16 protein-coding genes are annotated in these 20,056 nt (G+C 40.2%); 14 read left to right on the top strand and 2 right to left on the bottom strand.

The annotated features are described in order from the left end of the window. Nucleotides 1–110 precede the first annotated feature (110 nt). The 4 genes from A8F94_RS15300 (at nt 111) to A8F94_RS15280 (ending at nt 7,577) form a co-directional block, all read left to right on the top strand. Complete coding sequence (locus A8F94_RS15300; protein ID WP_066202150.1) at nt 111–761, top strand: hypothetical protein; 651 nt, start codon at nt 111–113, stop codon at nt 759–761. 512 nt (nt 762–1,273) lie between these two features. Continuing rightward, entirely contained in the window at nt 1,274–1,477 is a 204-nt protein-coding gene (locus A8F94_RS15295) for a hypothetical protein (RefSeq protein ID WP_066202148.1), read from the top strand. Between the two features lie 285 nt (nt 1,478–1,762). Then, nucleotides 1,763–4,345, top strand: coding sequence for an EAL domain-containing protein (locus A8F94_RS15290; protein WP_066202146.1), 2,583 nt, complete (start codon nt 1,763–1,765; stop codon nt 4,343–4,345). 634 nt (nt 4,346–4,979) lie between these two features. Beyond that, complete coding sequence (locus A8F94_RS15280; RefSeq protein WP_066202140.1) at nt 4,980–7,577, top strand: OmpL47-type beta-barrel domain-containing protein; 2,598 nt, start codon at nt 4,980–4,982, stop codon at nt 7,575–7,577. 575 nt (nt 7,578–8,152) lie between these two features. Here A8F94_RS15280 and A8F94_RS15270 read toward each other — a convergent pair. Beyond that, entirely contained in the window at nt 8,153–9,097 is a 945-nt protein-coding gene (locus A8F94_RS15270) for an LCP family glycopolymer transferase (protein WP_066202136.1), read from the bottom strand. A 190-nt stretch (nt 9,098–9,287) separates the two neighbouring features. Between A8F94_RS15270 and A8F94_RS15265 the strand changes: the two genes are divergently transcribed. The 10 genes from A8F94_RS15265 (at nt 9,288) to A8F94_RS15230 (ending at nt 17,809) form a co-directional block, all read left to right on the top strand. Next, nucleotides 9,288–10,034 carry a YveK family protein gene (locus A8F94_RS15265; RefSeq protein ID WP_066202134.1) on the top strand — a complete coding sequence of 249 codons (747 nt, stop codon included), beginning with the start codon at nt 9,288–9,290 and terminating at the stop codon, nt 10,032–10,034. Beyond that, nucleotides 10,024–10,704, top strand: a complete 681-nt coding sequence (locus A8F94_RS15260) for a CpsD/CapB family tyrosine-protein kinase (protein WP_066202132.1) — start codon at nt 10,024–10,026, stop codon at nt 10,702–10,704. Before A8F94_RS15265 ends, A8F94_RS15260 begins: the two co-directional genes overlap by 11 nt. A 145-nt stretch (nt 10,705–10,849) precedes the next feature. Continuing rightward, nucleotides 10,850–10,990 (top strand): hypothetical protein, encoded by a 141-nt coding sequence (locus A8F94_RS25810; RefSeq protein ID WP_175384436.1) that lies wholly within the window; start codon nt 10,850–10,852, stop codon nt 10,988–10,990. A 121-nt stretch (nt 10,991–11,111) separates the two neighbouring features. After that, nucleotides 11,112–11,783 carry a sugar transferase gene (locus tag A8F94_RS15255; RefSeq protein WP_175384445.1) on the top strand — a complete coding sequence of 224 codons (672 nt, stop codon included), beginning with the start codon at nt 11,112–11,114 and terminating at the stop codon, nt 11,781–11,783. A gap of 26 nt (nt 11,784–11,809) precedes the next feature. Beyond that, entirely contained in the window at nt 11,810–12,919 is a 1,110-nt protein-coding gene (locus tag A8F94_RS15250; RefSeq protein WP_066202126.1) for a glycosyltransferase family 4 protein, read from the top strand. A 49-nt stretch (nt 12,920–12,968) separates the two neighbouring features. After that, nucleotides 12,969–14,300: an O-antigen ligase family protein gene (locus tag A8F94_RS15245; RefSeq protein ID WP_066202123.1), complete on the top strand. Its 1,332-nt coding sequence runs from the start codon at nt 12,969–12,971 to the stop codon at nt 14,298–14,300. Nucleotides 14,301–14,441: 141 nt separating this feature from the next. Beyond that, the gene (locus tag A8F94_RS15240; RefSeq protein WP_066202120.1) at nt 14,442–15,476 is read left to right on the top strand and encodes a polysaccharide deacetylase family protein; all 1,035 of its coding nucleotides are present in this window, start codon (nt 14,442–14,444) and stop codon (nt 15,474–15,476) included. A 93-nt stretch (nt 15,477–15,569) separates the two neighbouring features. Beyond that, nucleotides 15,570–16,331, top strand: coding sequence for a tyrosine-protein phosphatase (locus A8F94_RS15235; RefSeq protein ID WP_066202119.1), 762 nt, complete (start codon nt 15,570–15,572; stop codon nt 16,329–16,331). A gap of 53 nt (nt 16,332–16,384) precedes the next feature. Beyond that, nucleotides 16,385–16,537 (top strand): hypothetical protein, encoded by a 153-nt coding sequence (locus A8F94_RS25805; RefSeq protein ID WP_175384435.1) that lies wholly within the window; start codon nt 16,385–16,387, stop codon nt 16,535–16,537. 678 nt (nt 16,538–17,215) lie between these two features. Beyond that, the gene (locus tag A8F94_RS15230; protein WP_066202117.1) at nt 17,216–17,809 is read left to right on the top strand and encodes a LysM peptidoglycan-binding domain-containing protein; all 594 of its coding nucleotides are present in this window, start codon (nt 17,216–17,218) and stop codon (nt 17,807–17,809) included. Between the two features lie 313 nt (nt 17,810–18,122). On the opposite strand, the gene A8F94_RS15225 is transcribed toward A8F94_RS15230, so the two are convergent. After that, on the bottom strand, nt 18,123–19,595 hold the full coding sequence (locus tag A8F94_RS15225; protein ID WP_066202115.1) for a PAS domain-containing sensor histidine kinase: 1,473 nt from the start codon (nt 19,593–19,595) through the stop codon (nt 18,123–18,125). Between the last annotated feature and the right edge of the window lie 461 nt (nt 19,596–20,056).

The following is a 20,056-nucleotide window of genomic DNA, read 5'->3' as shown; positions in this document are numbered from 1 at the left end:
GAAGTGTTACCAGCACTTCTCTCTTTACTTATATATCCATTATATAGATTACTATTCAAATTGTGAAGAAAGAACAACTGCTTAGACGAAGCAACAAATGGAGGTGCCTTGTGAATACTATAATCTTTTCAGCCATTTTAATAATTGGTATTTATTATTTAATACGGAATTTCGTGAATCTTAAGAAGGCGATTGACCTGTCGGAAAATGCGTTGTTCCCTGTGACAGAAGAGCATTTTTCAAGTGTTCTTTTTGCTGGGGAATGGAAAAATACAGCGAGGCTCTCGAAGCGGACAAGATCTTATCAAATTGTTAAATGGGGAACAGGTGCGGCCCTCATTGTTTTGGCAGCCTTGCTAGTTATTGTATTCTTTACCGACTGGCTTTCTCCTTCCTTCTTCAGTTTTGCTTATCTGTTCTTTTTGATGCTAAACGCAGTCAAGCACCCCGCCAACTTTTATATTGTGCCCAATGGAATCATTCTGGACAGCAAATTCATCGCTACTTCGGATATAAAGGAATATTCTGTTGAGAGGATTGTCCGCTGGCATGCTTTATATGGGCTTGACTCCCGTGCGAACTATGGATATAAGCTAAGTTTTCAATATAATAAGAAGCTTATGACATCGAATTTTATGGTGGTTACTGAAAAGAAGGAGCTCGAGACGGTTATCGAACTGCTTGATGCCCAGGGGATACGTTCGACCATACAGCTAAATGAGCCTGCTAGTACGGTTGGTTCTCAGGGAAGTAATGGATGAGACCTGGCGGAAGACTTCGGTTTGGGTGGTCAACGACCTTTTTACTCTCTCACGGGCTTTTTGGTCGTTGATAACTATGTATCAACGACCTTTTTACTCTCTCACGGGCTTTTTGGGCATTGATAACTATGTATCAACGACCTTTTTACTCTCTCACGGGCTTTTTGGGCATTGATAACTATGTATCAACGACCTTTTTACTCTCTCCCAGGCTTTTTGGTCGTTGATAACCATGTATCAACGACCCTATTACTTTCTTGAACCTTTGGGATGGGTAATTTAACGACTAAATATATCTGTATAACGAAAACAGCCTAAATATAATATGTCCACCGGTTGTTACATATAGCATAAAAGTGTATATCTAAGATGTCCTGTAATAGATAGCACTGGTCTTTTTTCATATTGCACAGTAAAAGAGGGCATCCGTGAGCTGGGTGCCTTTTGCTGTTTTTGCGTGGCGGATAATGGGAATAAGGTTAGAGAATGATACTTGTAAAGGAGGCGGAAGCATGAATGATGATAAGAAAAAGCTGGAGGAAGTTCTGTCACATACACTCGAAGTGGAAGAGGACCTGATGCGGACGTATTTAATCACAGCCGACAATATCCATGACGACGCTGAACTTAAGAATCGGCTCGAAAATTTCGCAGAAGGAAATGCAAAGCGTACCGATCAGTTAATGAACGAACTTAAGGAGCTTAAGGATAAATAATTAAAACTGCTGCGGAACAGATCCGTGGCAGTTTTTTCATAAGAAGATCATAGCTGTAACACGTGATACAGTTCTTTAAGCCATTTTCATATCATGTATTACGTTGCGTTGACTAGTAGCTTCAATTGCCTGGCAACAGCCCCTATGGGTTCTTGTTGGAATCGGATTAATTAGGAAAATGCAGATATGAAATTATTCTACTATAGGAAAGGTAAAATGTGGTATAATCGGTAAAAGAAAAAATAGTGAAATCAATTAAAAAATTGATTTTTGAGGAGGAGGATCATGGATAACAAATCAATTGATAACGCAGCGAATGTCCCCTCTAGAACAAATTTAACCGAGGATGTTGATATGTTCTATCGTTCGTTATTTGAACATAACCCTGATATGATCTTCTTTTTGGATAATCTTGGTATCATTGTGAAAATAAATGACTTATTTTCTGAAACCCTCGGATACACTCAAGAGGAAATGATAGTAAAGCCGTTAAAGCAATTTGTTTCATTAAATGAAATGTCAAATTATAAGGAGCTTTTTAGAAAGGCTCTAACTGGAGAAAAACAATCTGCTTGCACGACGTTAGTACATAAAAATGGGCAGTCTGTTTTGATTCTATTAACTATCATTCCTGTAAAATCTGAAGAAAAAGTGATTGGTATTTTTGGGATAGCAAAGGATATTACCGATATCCACGAATCTGCACGGATGCTCGCAGAATCTGAATTGAAATTTAGCAGTATTGTAGAGGAAGCCCTTGCCGGAATTTATATTGTTTCGGAAGACGGAACTGTCTCATATGGAAATAAAAGATTTCACGAAATGTTAGGAATAGCAGAAGGAACCAAGGTCATTTTTCAAGATTATGTTCATCCAGACGATTTGTCTGATTTAATCTCTCTCAGTAGAGAGTTAATGAATGGTGAAAGAGGCAGGACTCATACCTTCAGGATCATAAGGAACGATGGAGCGATCCTCGAAATCGAGTCCCATTCCAAAAAGATTTATCTTCAGGAGAAGCCATTTATGGTAGCTTCACTTCAAGATATAACAGAACACAAAAAGGCAACTGCATTGAATGAACATTTGGCGTATCATGATTTTTTGACGGGCCTTCCGAACATCAGGTTATTTTATGAAAAGTTGGAACAAGAATTAATCAACAGTCTAACATCCCATCAGCAAGTGACTGTCATGGTGCTGGATTTGGATCGTTTCAAGTATGTTAACGATACACTTGGCCATACGATAGGGAATGAATTGATTAAAAAGGTTTCTAAAAGATTAAGCCATTGTCTTGGGAATGATGGCGTCCTTGCCCGGATGGGTGGAGACGAATTTGTTGTTTTATTGCCAAATACAGGCCATATCGATCGCGTTATAGAATATGCAAAAACAATGATAGAATCTTTGGAGCAGCCTTTCGATATTGAACAATATGAACTATTCATTACAGCAAGTATTGGGATCAGCACCTTCCCACAAGATGGAGAGGACACTGAAACCCTCATGAAGCATGCCGACTCTGCTCTATATAAAGCGAAAGGTAAAGGCAGGAATACATATCAAATTTTCAACCCTGCCATGAATACAGAAGCTTATAAACAATTTATGCTGGAATCTGACCTTCGAAAAGCGTTGGAAATGAATCAGTTGGAGTTATATTATCAGCCGAAAATTTCCGCGGCTACTCATGAAATTGTTGGTGCCGAAGCGCTTATTCGATGGAATCACCCAGAATGGGGAATCGTCTCTCCTGTTGAATTTATTCCAATCGCAGAGGAAACCGGGCTTATTCTGGAGATAGGAAAGTGGGTTAAAGAAACGGCATGCAGTCAAAATAAAGCATGGCAGGATGCTGGTTTGCCGGCGGTTCCTGTATCAATCAATCTCTCGGCCCATCGCTTTTTACAAAAGGAATTACTTGAAAATATTAAAGAAACTTTAGCAAAAACCCAGCTTGATCCACGCTATCTTCAAGTTGAAATAGTCGAAACCTCTCTCCTTGAAAATGAGAAAGTGGTTTTCTCCATGCTGGATGAATTAAGGAAGATAGGCATTAAAGTTCTCATGGATGACTTTGGTACAGGTTATTCGTCGCTTTCTTCCCTTAAAAAGTTTAAAGGAAAAATTGATACGTTAAAGATTGATCGCTCCTTTATTAACGAATTAAGCAGAACAGACGTAGACAACTCGAATTTTTTTACAAAAACGATCATTGAATTGGCACAACATCTCGAAATGGATGTGGTCGCTGAAGGTGTAGAAACAGTGGAACAACTGGAAATATTGAAAGAATACAACTGTAACATAATTCAGGGGTATTTATTTTCCCAACCAGTCGCTGCGGATGAGTTTGCTGCTTTATTAAAAAAGGGGAAAATAGATCTTCACAATCACGATAAGGAAAAACATGTTATTGAGGAGAAACGAAAGTTCCCTAGAGTTAATCTTGACTTTCCTTTACGTGCATCGATGGCCTTAATACGAATTCATGGCAGAAACGTGGAACTTGGAAAGACAAAAGTGTTGATCCAAGATCTAGGACTGGGAGGTTTACGGTTCCTGTCAAATATAAGATTGCCCGTTCATCGCGATATCATCTTGGAATTTGAAACGGAGATATTGGGCAGCAAGGTTAATATGGTTGGATCAGTTGTATGGATGAGGGAAATGAGGTCCAACATTCACCAATATGGGGTAGAATTCTCATTTGATGAAACAGAACGATCGGTTTTAGCTCCACTACTGGAGGAGTTAGAAATCCATCTAAGAAAAAATCTGCTTATTCCGGAGGGCAGCTTTGTTACAGTGGATCCATACACTTTCTTTAAGCATATTCAAAGTTTTTTGAGAGATAAAGAATGAGTCCAATGCAATTGCATTGGTCTTTTTTAGTTAGGCTGTTTTCTAAAAAAATTGTTGTTTTTTGTAGTAGTTGATTTCCACTCCAGGATGCTCGCTTTCCGCGGGGCGGGCGGTGAGCCTCCTCGTCGCTAAAGCGACTGTGGGGTCTCACCTGTCCCGCTGCTCCCGCAGGAGTCTCGCACCTTCCGCTCCAATCAACTACAGGATAGTAAACCTTTGTCCTTTCTATTAGCAACAAAGTTTGCGAAAACAGCCTTTAACGTGGAAACTGTTTTCCAGCAGGTCCAGACGCCACTTGATTTTTACGGAATGGTCTTATTACGGAATAATCCCCCTCTACAAGTAGAAGGGGATTATTTTTTTCGCCTTAAACCCGGTTTAATAGATTTTCAGAATAATTTTCCCGCTGCTGGGGGTCAGATAAATTTTGTAGCCTTCCGGTTTTTCGGTGTATCTGGAAGTTTTGTGCTCTTGAAGTGCTAGGATGTTTTCTTTAATGTTTCTTCATTGAACTATATGTTCTTTTAAAAGAACATATAGTTTCTTTTGTAGAGAATTTTATATATACCAATATTGGGTAATTAAGGTAAAATTAAGTAGTAATTAAATACTACATTAGGGGTGTGGGAGAGAATTGAATTTTACAAGCAAAAGGGGAAAATGGCTGTCTAGGTTAACAATCTTGTTTCTGGTGGTTTCACTATTATCTCCGGTCGCTGAAGGGGTTGCAACAAGTGACGTGACGCCTCCAAAGCTAACAAGTTTATCGTTATCTGGGACCCAAGCTACTGTTGGCGAATCAATTGTGCTGAGTGCGGAATTGTTCGAAGAGGAATCGGGTGTAGATTATGCGTATGCCTATTATAGTAGTCCAACAGGCGGCTCAAAAACTGTCTATTTAAACTTCAATGAAGAGACAGCAAACTATGAGGGAACATTCGATGTTTCTACATATGATGATGCGGGCCAGTGGAAACTTTCATCGCTTTATTTAAAGGACAGACAGGGGAATGGATATCGGATTTATCATCGGGAAACTCCATATAAGGGATCAACCTATGAATATCGGAATCTATCTGGCTACACGATTGAAGTGTATGGCACCTTGGTCGATGATACCGCTCCGAGGCTAGGTGGTTTTTCTCTATCCTCAACAAGGGCAAATGGCGGAGAGTCCATTACATTATCAGCAGATATTATTGAAGAAGGGTCTGGGGTTGAGTATGTTTACGTAAGCTATGTACCGCCGAGTGGGGATAGTGAAGGCGGCAAACCGATTGAACTGGCCTATAACGAGGAAACCGGAAAATTTGAAGGCAGCTTCTATGCCGACCCTTACGATTTGCCTGGCATTTGGTCGATTGGCACTATCCAAATGGGGGATAAGTTAAATAACCATTATACTTATCGAAATGGGGAGACACCGTATCAAGGTGGTTACTACGAAGTAAAAGATTTAAGCGCTTATAATATAGAAGTTATAGGAACTGTAGGGGATACGACACCGCCGCAGTTAAACGGATTTTCAGTTTCTCAAACTACTATCATGCTGGGGGAACAGGTACATCTGTCGGCGGACATTGTTGACGATTTGTCCGGGGTGGAGCAAGTCTTTGTTTATTATTCAACTCCTCTTGGCCGCTACGTTACAAGGGATTTAGAGTTATCCTATAATCCTGAGACTTCCAGGTATGAAGGGGTATTGGCGATAAGCGTATCCGACCCAGCCGGCACCTGGCCGCTCTATGCAATCGAAGTGGTTGATAACAAAGGTAATTTCTTTACCTATTATAATAGTTTGGAGGATTCAAAAGGCCGAACCTTTGAACACAGGGATTTATCTCAATACAACATTAGTGTGAAGGCGCCGGATACTTCTGCCACGGTAACATCGATCGATGTCCAGGGCAAAACTGGAACGAACGGATGGTTTGGTTCTAGTGTGTCGGTTTCATTAACTGCTAACGACAATGATGCCGGTGTTGAAAAAACTCTTTACCGAATCAATGGAGGGGAATGGCAACAATACACAGGTCCATTTAGTCTTTTAATTGACGGAACAGCGACGGTTGACTATATGAGCATCGACAAAGCCGGCAATGAAGAAATTGTTAAATCCAACACAATCAAGATTGACACCCAAAAACCGGTGACAGCGATTGGTGATATTCCTTCTTATCCTGTCAAGGTGGATGTACCGCTATCCTTCCTTGCCCAGGATGGAACGTCCGGTATAGCAAGAACAGAATACAGAGTGAATGGCGGAACCTGGACACACTATCTCACTCCAACCTATGTTAGAACGGAAGGCAAAAACACAGTTGACTATCGAAGTGTTGATATCGCGGGCAATGTCGAGGATGTAAAGAAGGTGGAGTTCATCATCGATAAAACCGCTCCAACGACTACTTCTTCCGTCAAGGATGGCTGGTTCAACAGTGATGCAGAAGTAATCCTGACAGCTGTTGATTCACTATCAGATGTAACCAAGACGGAATACAGGCTAAATGGAGGAAGTTGGACTGCATACACTGGCCCGGTCACGATGAGCGGGCAGGGTGTAAATATCCTTGAGTATAGAAGCTTCGACAAGGCAGGCAATGTGGAAGCAACCAAGCAGGTGCAAGTGAAAGTTGATAAAACCGCACCAACGACCACTTCTTCCGTTAAGGAAGGCTGGTCTAACAGTGACACAACGGTAAGCCTTATAAGCAGTGACTCCCATTCAGGTGTGGCCAAGACTGAATTCAGGCTGAACGGCGGTGCTTGGGCAACGTATACAGGAGGCATTGTTGTATCTTCTGAAGGAATCAATAAACTGGAGTACCGAAGCGTGGACCATGCAGGTAATGCAGAGGACATAAAAACAGTTCAAGTGAAAATTGACAAAACGAAGCCAGTGTTGAATGTCACCTTTAATCCATCTGTCATTGTTGGCGGCACCGGTAAGCTTGTCTATGTGAAAGCAACTGTCGATGCCCGCGATGCGGTATCCGGAATTGCTTCGTTTGAACTCGCATCCATCACAAGCAGCCAGCCTGATGTAATAAAGGGCGGAAAAATACCTGAACCGGATATCCAGGGCGCGGTATATGGAACGGCAGATACTGACTTTTATTTGAGGGATGAACGCAGCGGCGGGGACCGAATTTATACGATTACGTATAAAACAACCGACAATGCAGGGAACTCGACTGTGACAACATCGACTATCATGGTGAAGAAGAAATAAAAGTTCGAATTTGATCATAATAATTCCGGTATTCGACCAGAGAAGTGTTATCAGCACTTCTCTCTTTTTCTTTTATATAACAAATATTTGAAATCAATCATAAGAAAGGGTGTGGAGGGTTGCCATCTGTCTTAAGAATGGGCAGCATACTTTTCGCCATGGAAAGAGGCATAGAGTCGATCCAAATGGGAGACCTCGTATTTTGGGGATAATTGCAAGGGGATTTGCAACCGGAATACCAGAGTTGGATGTTACCCTTCGAAGTGCACTCAAACTAATATATATAAGAGGAACAAAGAAAAATAATTTAATTGAAACGGAAGGCGCGAAGACTCCTGTGGGAGCAGCGGGACAGGTGAGACCCCACAGGCGCTTGCGCCGAGGAGGCTCACCGCCCGCCCCACGGAAAGCGAAGCGCCTGTAGTGAAAATTAAAAGCTAAACTTATAAGTTCCTCTTATATATTTACAAACCAGTGGTTTAGGTGACATTATTCAATAGAGCATTGGAAAAAGGATAATAAAAAGCAAGTACCAGGATATTCCCAGGTACTTGCTTTTTTCTCGCATTGATATACTACAGATTCCCTTTCAGAAGGCTGGTTACTTTTGCTCTTTCCTGATCGGACACAATGAAATAATAGATACCATTTATTTTTTTGCCTGTGCCCTGGATTTGATACTGGGTAATCGTGTTCCTGCTCGCGCGGTAATTCTTTTGGATAGCCATCATGTCGTCGAATGTCATGTTTGTTTTTACATTATCACCGAGAGCTGCCAATATATCTTTAAACCGGGTTATTGAAGTTACGGAAGCAGCCTTATTTATAAAAGCCTCGATAACCTGCCGCTGCCGTCTGTTCCTGCCGAAATCGCCTTCAGGATCAAGATATCTCATCCTGACATACCCTAGTGCCATGTCCCCGTTGAGTTCTATCTCACCTTTCTTATAATGGTATCCCTGTTCCTGTTCATAATATCCCTCATCAAACCAGTCCAAATCATTATGGACAGTCACCCCGCCTACCGCATCAACAAGGGTCTCCAAAGCACTCATATTCACTCGGATAAAATAATCCATCTTTACGCCAGTGAAGTTTTCAACAGTTTCAATTGACATTTTTGTCCCGCCAAACGCGTAAGCGTGATTGATTTTATCAATGGTTCCGCGGCCGATAATCTCAGTTCTTGTGTCCCGCGGTATGCTTACCATTTGCATCGTTTCTTTTTCAGGATTCAACGTCATGGCAATTAAAGTATCGGATCTGCCTCTGTCGCCTGCTCGCTCGTCTACCCCCATAATTAATATGCTGATGGGCTGAGGGGATGGTGAAGTCTGCTGATTTGATGGCTGGCTATTTTGGGTGATGACCGGTTTACTCTCGGGTCTGTTCAGCTTTATGTCTTCATGCATTTGGTCCGCTGTATCTTTTACGGAATCATAGACATAAAAGACGAACCCCCCTATTCCAATTGCTATAACACCTAACAGTATGATGAAGATTTTTATTGCCTTTTTCATCCTCCATATCCCTTCCTTAAAGCATTTCCGGATATTCCGCCAATGCTAATGTCCAATGCCACACCTTATTTCTATTCCTCCCAATAGGTAAATATGAGCTTTTCTTCCACAGGATTCATGAAATGAAATGGACGAACATAACTATGAACATAGCACTCTAAATCGTACTTACTTAAAGGGAGGTAAATCCATGGAAGAAAGATTTTCCCTAAGAGAGGGAGTAAAAATAATCAGGAAGTGGATGTGGCTAATTCTATCTTTAACTGTTGGTTCAGCGATTATTGCAGCAATTCTCAGCTTCTTTGTCCTAAAGCCTGTTTACCAAAACAGCACGCAGTTTTTAGTCGTCCAGAAGAATCCTGTCCCCGGCCAGGTTTTCTCAGAGAACGACATCCGGACAAATGTGGAGTTAATCAATACGTATAAGGCCATACTGCTTAGCCCGATTATTTTGGACCGTGTTGCAGAGGAATTAGAGTTAAATCTTTCAACCGAAAAGTTAGCGGAAAAAGTCGAGATATCAAGTGGGGAAAGCTCACAGGTCGTTACGGTCCTGGCAAGTGACCATGATCCGGAAATGGCAGCCAAAATCGCTAACACGACGGTTTCCATTTTTCAGTCGGAAGTGCCCGAGTTAATGAATGTGGACAATGTAAAGGTAATATCCGAGGCGAAAGTACCTTCTAATCCACAGCCCGTTTCACCAAACAAAGTGCTGAACATTGCTGTTGCATTGATTTTAGGGGCGATGGCAGGTACAGGCATTGGATTTTTGGCTGAAAATTTAAACAACAAAATTAAAACAGAAGAAGATATTCTGCAAAAATTAAAGACTCCAGTTTTGGGTGTCATTGCTCATGTCGGAAAGAAAGAAATGTATAAAGATGAGGATTCTGCAAACGAAAAAAAAGGAGTGGTAGCTTCTGTTGAGTCGTGAAAAAGCCCAGTCTAAAACAAGCCCCCGTTTTTTAATTACAAAACTACACCCACGCTCCTATATTTCTGAACAGTATCGGACAGTGAGGACAAATATCCAGTTTGCCTCTGCTGATGCTGATGTACGGACTTTACTGGTTACATCGGCATCTCCTGGGGAAGGCAAGTCCACGACCACCGCCAATCTTGCAGTTGTATTTGCCAAGCATGGCAAATCTGTTTTATTAATAGATGCTGACTTACGGAAACCAACTGTCCATTATACGTTTAGTGTCAAGAATTATAGGGGGCTCAGCAATATTCTCGTGGGTGAGGCAACCTTGATAGAGGCCGTCGTTGCAAGCGAGGTTGAAAATCTTGATATCTTAACGTCCGGGCCCATTCCGCCTAATCCATCTGAACTGCTTGATTCAAAAAGAATGGAAACGTTGCTTCAGGAAGCAAAAAGCCACTATGACATCGTTTTGATTGATACACCGCCAGTTTTAGTTCTAACAGACACCCAAATACTTGCCAATTTATGTGATGGCTCTATTCTCGTGGTCCGAAATAAAGTGACACAATTGGAGGATGCCCAAAAAGCCATTGAAGTTCTTAAGGCTTCGGAGGGAAAGGTGCTCGGGACGGTTTTAAATGGTACAAGCAGCAAAGAAACCAATTACTATTACTAATCCTTCTTCATTTACCTATGCAGTGACTTCAGCTATTGTTGAGGTCGCTTTTTTATCGATTAGGGTTATGTTGTCATATTGGGAAAATTTTCTTCATAAACTGGAATGGTCAAATGTTCCTAGCAACTAAATTGGGGGGATGCGGATGATTAAGGCAAATGGTTTTTGTTACAGGCACCGCTCTTCTGGAATCGGGCTGCAGGTAACCCGTATCGATGGTGCAGAAGAAAAGGTCACGATGCTATTCAAGGATTTTCACCTAACCGTCAAGATGAAAATTATATAAAAGCAAACAGATTGTTCTTTACGTCCAACAAAGAAGACCTTGATGTAAAACCATATAGTTTAATCGGGCAAAATACTCAGGACAGTGGGTGAGTTTTCAGTTGAATGCAGAAACCTCCAAGATTAAATCCGCTCCTTCCAATACACCAGCTTCAGTATTAGAAAACGTTACAGTCTCCCCAATTTATTCATTCGGAAAACGTAGTATCGATATTATCGGAGCCATTTTAGGTTTACTTATTTCTTCCCCGCTATTTCTCGCTATTAGTTTTATGTACTGCTTTGGTGAATCCAAAGGTCCATTATTTTTTAAACAGCAAAGATATGGCAAAAATGGGAAGCTTTTTTACATTTATAAGTTCCGATCCATGGTAGTGAATGCCGATAAGATTCTAAAGCAAAATGAGGTTTTATATCAAAAATACATTCAAAACAGTTACAAGCTCGAACAGGATGAGGATCCGAGAATCACGAAAGCAGGTTCTTTTTTACGAAAATTTAGCCTCGATGAGCTTCCTCAATTCATCAATGTCTTAAAAGGGGAGATGAGCTTGGTCGGTCCCCGGCCAATTGTCGAGGAAGAGTTGAAAGAGTACAAGCACAGACGGCATGAGCTGCTGGCTGTAAAACCTGGAATGACTGGTTACTGGCAAGTGTGTGGCCGCAGTGATGTCGGTTATCCGGAAAGAGTAGATCTTGAACTTTATTATGTTTATCACCGGTCTTTCTTTTTGGATATAAAAATATTAATTCAGACCTTATTTGTTGTGATTTCGAAAAAAGGTGCCTACTAATTAAAAAAAGAAGTTGAGGATTGATGATGAAAAGAAAAGTACTACTTATTTGTGAAACCTTGAGTGGGGGCGTCCGGAAACATATTATCGATATTTTACAGTATCTTTCGGAGGAGAAATTTGAAATTGCGATAGCTTACGGGAAAAGGAGGGCGGATCAACTTTTTCTGGAGTTTGAACATAAAAATAAACACCGGTTTACATTTTACCCGATTGATACTTTGGTTAGAGAAATAAATCTTTTACAAGATCTAAGGACGATTCTTCAATTAAACAGGATTATGAAAGATTTCCAACCGGAAATTATTCACTGTCATAGCTCAAAGGCAGGGGGTGCTGGCAGGCTGGCTGCACTTTTTTATAAATCCAGGAAGATTTTTTATACACCGCACGGTTATATCATGCAATACCCATACGTTACGGAGCAAAAAAGACAGGTGTTTGGCCTAATTGAAAAATATCTGGGCTACATTACAGATTATACGATTAATGTATCAGAGGGGGAGCAGGCTGTCGGACTTCGCTATGATGTTTTTGCTACTCACAAGAGCGAAGTAATTTATAACGGAGTCGAGGAAAAGGAACCTTTAGAGGAACCGGACAAGAAAGATGGAAAAATCGTAATTGGGACTTTAGCGAGATTCGATCAGGCGAAGGATCCCGAATCTTTTCTTGAAATAGCCAAATTGATTGTGAGCCGCAATCCTAATGTTGAAGTATGGTGGGCAGGGGAGGGGGAATTTTTTAAAGAGCAGTTTTTAGAAGCTATAAGGCATATTCCCCAAATTAAGTATTGCGGGTTTGTTCGTTCTATCGACCTATTCCTAAAAGAGATTGATATCTACCTGTCAACATCACTGCATGAGGCAATGCCTTACTCCATACTAGAGGCGATGGCTATGAAGAAGCCAATTGTAGCATCAAATGTGGAGGGGAATAATGAACTGGTTGATCATGGGTATAATGGATATCTCTATCCACCTGGAAACACTGAGGAAGCAACAGTTTGGTTAACTAAATTGATTCATGATGAAACCGAGATGAAAAGGCTCCAGAAAAACAGTTATCAGCTTTTTAAAGAAAGGTTTCATATTAAGAATATGATTCAAAGGCTGGAACAGGTTTATCAAAGGTAACCACACCCAGACATATGGTAAAGGATGTCCTCATAACGGAGTTGAAATCATGTACCCATTGAAAAACTATCTGTCAAAATCGATTCTTATTAGTCTGTTGTCTTTCCTAATTGGAAGTATGGCTCTCACCCTCACATCACTAGTTAATCTGGCCATTCAAAATATGTATGCAGTTATCATAGTTTTAATGGCCGGCTCAGCAGGGCTGGTCATCCTGTTTCTTTTAAAATGGGAGTACTTGCTTTTCCTGTTTGCCTTTAGTACCGGTTTCCAACTATATGATCCATCCCCGTATGAAATCATGTTTTGCTTAATGATCTTTCTGTTATTGGTAAAAAGAATTCCCTTCAATCGAAACATGTTGAATAATACTCTTTTTTTTATGCTTGTTCTCTTTATCTTGTTTGGCACGTTTTCAATCTTCTTTGCAAAAGATTTTCAGAACGCAGTTTCATGGCACATGATCACAGTTTATCTCGTTCTTAGTGCCATTTTTCTCGTATGTATCATTAAAAATAAAAAGCAAATGGCTTTATTTTTAAAAGGATATGTATTTGGAGCTATTGCGAATAGCTTATTTGGGATGATCGCGTATCTAATTGGCAAAAGCCAGAACGGCGGAAGCCGCTTGGAAGCTTTCTTTCAGGATCCCAATATCTTTAGTCCATATATTGTCATTGCGATCCTGTTAGTTATTGAGGACAGTTTATCTCCAAAATTGTTCAAATCGACATTTTTTAAAGTTTTTTCCATTGTTTTAATGCTAGGTGCACTTATTTTGGCGATGTCGCGTGCAGGATGGATCAATTTCGGTTTCGCGATTGCTCTTTACGGTGTTATTAAATTGTTAAAGGGCCAGTTGAAGCCTAGTTTTCTCATTACGATTATCGCCATTCCTTTTTCTGTGTTAGTGTCAGTTCCTTATCTATTCCCGGACTTAACAGGACAATTTATGGGACTGTTAAAGGAAAGAACAACACTCCAATCGTATGACACCGAGAGGTTTGACGCTAACTTATTTACTATAAACGTTGCCGAAAACCATCCTTTTGGAATCGGACCAGGTGAAATCACATCCATTTATTACATGGACACTCATAATACTTATTTAAGATTATTTGCCGAATATGGATGGGTCGCTAGTTTATCGTTATTAATGGTCTTTCTGTTATTGGCCTGCATATTATTCAAAGATACGCTATTACATGATCGAAAGGATTTTAATTTATCGTTAGTTCTCCTCTGTTCATTGGCAGGTAATCTGGTGAATATTTTAGTTGTTGATGCTCTCCACTGGAGACACTTTTGGGTTCTAATCGCTCTTTGTTATTATGAGGCAGTGTATAAAAAAGCTTTTTCTTCTAAAGGGGAAATCGGTTGAAAAAGCCTAAGGTAATGCATGGACTGTAAGAATGCTCTGGCCATAGGAAAAAGTTTATACCCTGGCGGAACATAATGGTGTCTGGTTGATGAAGCATGAACTAGTAAAGATTGAGGTTGGGATTAAAGGAGCTGTTTTAGTATGGAACGTAATACCACAGGTACGTTTATTATTTCCCTCGATTTTGAACTGTTTTGGGGAGTTCATGATGTGTATACAAGAGAACAATACGAGAAAAATGTCCGAGGGGCGCATGATGTAGTTCTTTCGCTATTGGACATGTTCTCCGACTATGGGATTCATGCGACGTGGGCAATTGTCGGCATGATTTATTTTGAAAACCTGGAAGAGCTAAAATATGCCATTCCACAACAGAAACCAACCTATAACAATGAGAAATTTTCTTCTTATCATTACATGGACCGTAATCCAATCACTGAAAAAGACCGGGAACTATTCTTTGCTCCTTATTTAATTGAACGAATTTCCTCAACTCCAAACCAAGAGATTGCGACCCATACATTTTCCCATTACTACTGTCTCGAAGAGGGGCAAAAGTTGGAACAGTTTGCAGCAGATTTATATATGGCCAACCACACGACTAGTCTGCAAACCGGCCGGCAAAACAATTCGATCGTATTTCCTCGTAATCAAGTAAACGAAAAATATTTGCGGGAATGTAAGCGGCAGGGGCTGAGGTCGTACCGGGGGAATGAGGAAAGTTGGGTTTATCGTTTACAATCTACTGAGCGAAAAAGATATGTAAAGAGAGCCTTGCGCCTGCTCGACCGATATTTGAATATTTTTGGCCACCAGGCATTTGATCTGCCTACACATGCTTCTAAAGATTTGCCGCTCAATATTCCCTCAAGCAGGTATTTAGCAAGATGCTCGGAAAGGTTGAAGTGGCTTGAAGGCTTGCGATTAAAACGAATCCTCAGTGACATGACCTACGCTGCACAACATGGAAAGGTTTATCACCTCTGGTGGCACCCTCACGATTTTGGAAAAAATATTACCGGAAATCTGGCATTCTTGAAGACTATTTTGGAGCATTTTCTGTTTTTGCAAAAAACATATGGGTTCAGGAGCAGGAACATGGATGAGATCGCGTTGGAAATAATCGATGAAAAGGAAGAGAAGCATGATTATCAAATGGAAGAAATTGTTCTTTGAAACTTATGGAAAAGCAGTTGGGGAAAGGGTTCGAAATGTTAAAGCTTCGCAACAGTAGTTAAATTTGAGTCTCTTCATAAGGATGTGAGTCCAATGATTGATATCCATTCACATATTCTTCCCGGTTTGGATGATGGGGCAAAGACGGAAGAAGATGCAATCGCAATGGCGAACGCTGCTGTTGAAAATGGAATAAAAACTATGATTGCAACGCCTCATCATAAAAACGGAAGATATGAAAATACCCCTGAAACTATTAAACTCCATGTCTCGATTTTCAATAAACTACTGAAAGACCTACAAATTCCGCTAACCCTGCTGCCTGGCCAGGAAATACGGCTAAATGGCGATATCGTAAAAGAGTTAAAAAACAAGGAGCTATTGACCTTAAATCATTCTAAATACCTCTTTGTCGAGTTTCCAACTGGCCATGTACCTCAATATTCCGAACAAATCCTTTTTGAACTTCTTATAGCCGGTTATGTACCGATTATCGTCCATCCCGAGCGAAACGGGGAATTGATTCGGAACCCTCTCAGACTATATGAATTTGTTAAACAGGGAGCTTTGGCTCAAATTACTGCAGGAAGTGTAAAAGGTACGTTTGGGCGCAATATTCAAAAATTCTCTCATCAACTGATTAGAGCCAACCTTACCCATTTTATTGCCACTGATGCCCACAACACAACATCCCGATCCTTCTTACTCAAAGAAGCGCTTGATGAAGTAAAATGGGTATTCGGAACCGACTATTATACGATGTTCCTTGAAAACAGTGAACTTCTTGTTGCCAACAAGGATGTCCATGTCTTTGAACCCATTATGCCCAGAAAAAAACTGTTGGGACTGTTTTAAGCAGTTTTAAAAAAATACCCATTTAGAACTTAAATTATGGGGAGGAAAGAAGTATGACGTTTTTATCAATTATTGTGGTTCTTATAATAGGATTACTTATGTTATTGATTGGTTTTGCAACGAAAAAAAGGTGGTTAAAACTCCTTTCCATCATTCCACTTGCGATTTCAGTGTGGCAGCTTGCAAGTCTGTTTTTAATGAACTGATAGAAAAAAAGGACCTGCTGAACGGGTCCTTTTTTTATGATCATTTAGCAACACTATTATTTAACATAGCTAAATGATTGTTTGACTGTGAGCAGAATCCTACCTGGAAATCTTATCGGTGCCGCCAGGACTCAAAGCGAATGATGATAGGATAACAACAAAAGGAAGTCTCTCTTGCATACAAGAAAACTGCCTTTATTTAGTGTATGTGCAGGATTAATGGGGGAACGGAATGGAACAAAAGGGTTGAAAATGGAATGGGTGTTGGACAATAGAGGCTCTTAACGACCCTGCAGGTAAAAAAGTAGAGTGCGCAGTCGTCAATAGAGGTTCTTAACGACCCTGCAGGTAAAAAAGTAGAGTGCACAGTCGTCAATAGCTCTTAACGACCCTACGTGTAAAAAAGTAGAGTGTACAGTCGTCAATCAACGACCTTGCGACTAAATAGTAAAGTGCACAGTCGTTAATGGAGATACAGCAGTAGCTGCCTATGGAAAACTGGCATTCATAGAGATTTTAATAAAGTACAGTTAAACTCTACTAGTCTTTTACTCTTAAAATATTACAGTCTTGAAATAATCTCCATTTCTTTGTAATAGAAATAGTTTCCTTCTGTAATGTGGGTGTTACATTGAGTTGGTATTATGTTCCTAGCTAAAAAGTAAAGGAGATTAGAACTTGAAAAAGACGATTCTAAGTTTTGTAACTGCCATTGTAGTGCTTTTCAGTTTTTCGAATGCTTCTTTAGCCGCTGGAAATACATATAAGGTTCAAAAAGGTGACACCCTTTGGGGCATTTCTAAAAAGAATAAAGTAACCGTCCAGCATCTAAAATCATGGAACAATTTAAAGTCAGACAAAATCCATCCAAATCAGGTTTTAAAATTAACAGGCACGGCGAATGCGACACCGGCTAAAAAAGCTGCAGCAAAACCGGTTGCCAAAAAGCCAGTTGCCAATAAAGCACCGGCACAAAAGAGATATAAAGAAATCACCGTTAAGGCAACTGCCTACACTGCAAGCTGCAAAGGCTGCAGCGGCATTACCTCTACAGGCATCAACCTGAAAAAGAACCCGAACGCAAAAGTCATTTCGGTTGATCCTAAACTGATCCCTCTTGGTTCAAAAGTATATGTGCCAGGATACGGCGAAGCCATCGCGGGTGACAGGGGATCGGCAATGCGCGGAAACAAAATTGATGTTTTCATCTCTGACAAGAACAAAGCTCTCCAGTGGGGAGTCAAGACGGTGAAGATTAAAGTTTACTATTAATAATTTTGAGCTTGCTGGAGATTTCCTGCAGGCTCTTTTTATGTCCATATTCATGATGTTCTCAGTATGTGGATTGAAAGATACTTAAGGCATAGAGCGATAGACTTTTACTGGGACGAATGGTTGGTTGGAGGACCATGGCGCCGCTTTTTAATTGGATGTTGGTATAGGCGTGAATTATTTGAGGTAGAAAGAATTTGTGACTTTATTTAGATATTAAAAATAGCTGCCTAGAGGGGCAGCTATCTTTATTTGACCTTATGGATTTTGAATTGATGTATTACCAAGCTTTTTTTAAAATCCCCCGGCTGTCTTAAGTGACCAGGCATTCCAGTTCGATGCGAATGGTTGTTCCAATACCAGCCTGACTTTCAATTTCCATCTTTCCGTTGTGTTCCTGAATAATTTTATTGCTTACTGTCAGACCGAGCCCAATTCCTTTATCCTTTGTTGTATAAAATGGAGTGCCAAGATAGCCAATAATCTCCGGAGCAATCCCTATGCCTTCATCTGTGAATGTTATCTGGACCAACGAGGGATTTAGATGCTCTACCTTTATATAAACATTGCCTCCGTCCGGCATTGCCTCTATTGCGTTTTTTAAGAAATTAACAAAAACCTGCTTAAGCTGGTTCGGACTGCAAAGAAGTTCAATATCCCTAGTAGGGAGTATTGTCTTTATCTGGACATTGTGAAGAAGAGCCTGCGGCTGCAGAATGCTTATCGTACTTTCAATGATTGATAGGAGTCCTGCCTTAACGTATTGTGCAGCCTGCGGTTTAGCCAGCGACATGAATTCATTGACAATCATATCAATCCGGTCGAGTTCGCCTCGGATAATGTCAAGATACTGACCTTGTTTCTCTATGTCTGTGTTTTTGGAGAGCAGTTTTGAAAAACCTTTCAAGGCGGTAAGAGGGTTCCTGATTTCATGGGCTATACCCGCTGCCAGCTGGCCAGTGATTGAGAGCCTGTCCAAATTGCGAATAGTAGATTCATTTTTAACTCGTTCGGTAATATTACGAGCAACTGACAAGTACGAACCGATATCACCTGACTCATTGAAAATAGGTGAGATATTATATTCAAAGAAAAGTGTTTCACCTTCTTTAGATTTTATTTCCCTTACAAAAAGGATTGGATCGCGAGTATTTTTCCACTGAACTATTTTTCTCTTTAACATTTTTGATTCTTTTTTTGAAATAAATTCCGATAAACTTCTTCCGATAATAGTAGAAGGAGACAGCCCAAAAATCTTTTCATGAGAGGGCGACGCGTAAATGATCGTCCTTTCTTTAGTATTAGAAACAATATTAATTAAGTCAGTAGTATTTTCTGCAATAAGCTTGTAAAGTTCCCGGCTCTCCTTCAATTCCCTTTCTAAATTCTTTTGCTGGGTTATATCCCGGAAAATACCGATCATCGCAATGATTTCTCCCGCAGTGTTTCGAAACGGAGAATAAGAGACCGCAATATCAAGGATTTTTCCATTTTTATGATTATATTGGACGTTCAAGTTTGAGAAGGTTTTCCCAGCTTTAACTTGTTCTACAAAGTCTCTAACCTTTTCCAAATTACTGAATTCTTCATAGTTACGCCCCAATAGTTCATTTTTACTGTACCCAAAGATCGATGAATACTTAGGATTCACTCGTAAGAAGCGGCCTTCCATGTCCACTATTGCAACACCGTCAACTGTACTATTAAGGAATAAATCTAATAATTTATCTGAATTATATTCAGTAGTATCGAAATGTTTGCCAAAGAGCGGATAACAATCGGACATGGGCTTTCACTCCTTATCTATGGTAGATACTTTTTTCTCTATATTACAGAAACTTGTAACTGTTTGTCGATATACTAGTTAAATTGAGAGAGTCGACGGTAAACTCCGGTATTCTCAACTATCGTTATAAGTCTTTTACTAAATTTAAAAATGTTAAGGTGTTGTGATGAGACAAAGAGGTGGCTCAACCCGCGCCTTTTTATTTTTGTAAAAAAAATGAGTGAGCCAAAAGAGGGCCACTCCTGTGGACAGCAGCCTGGTTTTATAAAAAACAAAATTTAACAAACATTTACTAACGATTTACCAGATGTTAATGGGATGTTTGTATTCGTGCTATATCCTTTTAAATTAGAAGGATAAAAATAAATGAATATTAATTTTTTACAAAGCTCCAAGTTTTAATACATATAAAAACCCTGCTTTACAGTTGTTGAAAAAATAAAGGTATAGCCGTGGAGGTA

The organism is Bacillus sp. FJAT-27225, assembly GCF_001685025.1.
Lineage (GTDB): Bacteria > Bacillota > Bacilli > Bacillales > Cytobacillaceae > Bacillus_D.
This window is presented reverse-complemented; position numbering and strand designations above follow the sequence as displayed.

What these genes read in the sequence shown, in the direction of transcription:
- A8F94_RS15250 (WP_066202126.1), top strand. Translation starts at nt 11,810, where the DNA reads ATGAAAAGAAAAGTACTACTTATTTGTGAAACCTTGAGTGGGGGCGTC.
- A8F94_RS15295 (WP_066202148.1), top strand. Translation starts at nt 1,274, where the DNA reads ATGAATGATGATAAGAAAAAGCTGGAGGAAGTTCTGTCACATACACTC.
- A8F94_RS25810 (WP_175384436.1), top strand. Translation starts at nt 10,850, where the DNA reads ATGATTAAGGCAAATGGTTTTTGTTACAGGCACCGCTCTTCTGGAATC.
- A8F94_RS15265 (WP_066202134.1), top strand. Translation starts at nt 9,288, where the DNA reads ATGGAAGAAAGATTTTCCCTAAGAGAGGGAGTAAAAATAATCAGGAAG.
- A8F94_RS15235 (WP_066202119.1), top strand. Translation starts at nt 15,570, where the DNA reads ATGATTGATATCCATTCACATATTCTTCCCGGTTTGGATGATGGGGCA.
- A8F94_RS15290 (WP_066202146.1), top strand. Translation starts at nt 1,763, where the DNA reads ATGGATAACAAATCAATTGATAACGCAGCGAATGTCCCCTCTAGAACA.
- A8F94_RS15270 (WP_066202136.1), bottom strand. Translation starts at nt 9,097, where the DNA reads ATGAAAAAGGCAATAAAAATCTTCATCATACTGTTAGGTGTTATAGCA.
- A8F94_RS15240 (WP_066202120.1), top strand. Translation starts at nt 14,442, where the DNA reads ATGGAACGTAATACCACAGGTACGTTTATTATTTCCCTCGATTTTGAA.
- A8F94_RS25805 (WP_175384435.1), top strand. Translation starts at nt 16,385, where the DNA reads ATGACGTTTTTATCAATTATTGTGGTTCTTATAATAGGATTACTTATG.
- A8F94_RS15245 (WP_066202123.1), top strand. Translation starts at nt 12,969, where the DNA reads ATGTACCCATTGAAAAACTATCTGTCAAAATCGATTCTTATTAGTCTG.
- A8F94_RS15225 (WP_066202115.1), bottom strand. Translation starts at nt 19,595, where the DNA reads ATGTCCGATTGTTATCCGCTCTTTGGCAAACATTTCGATACTACTGAA.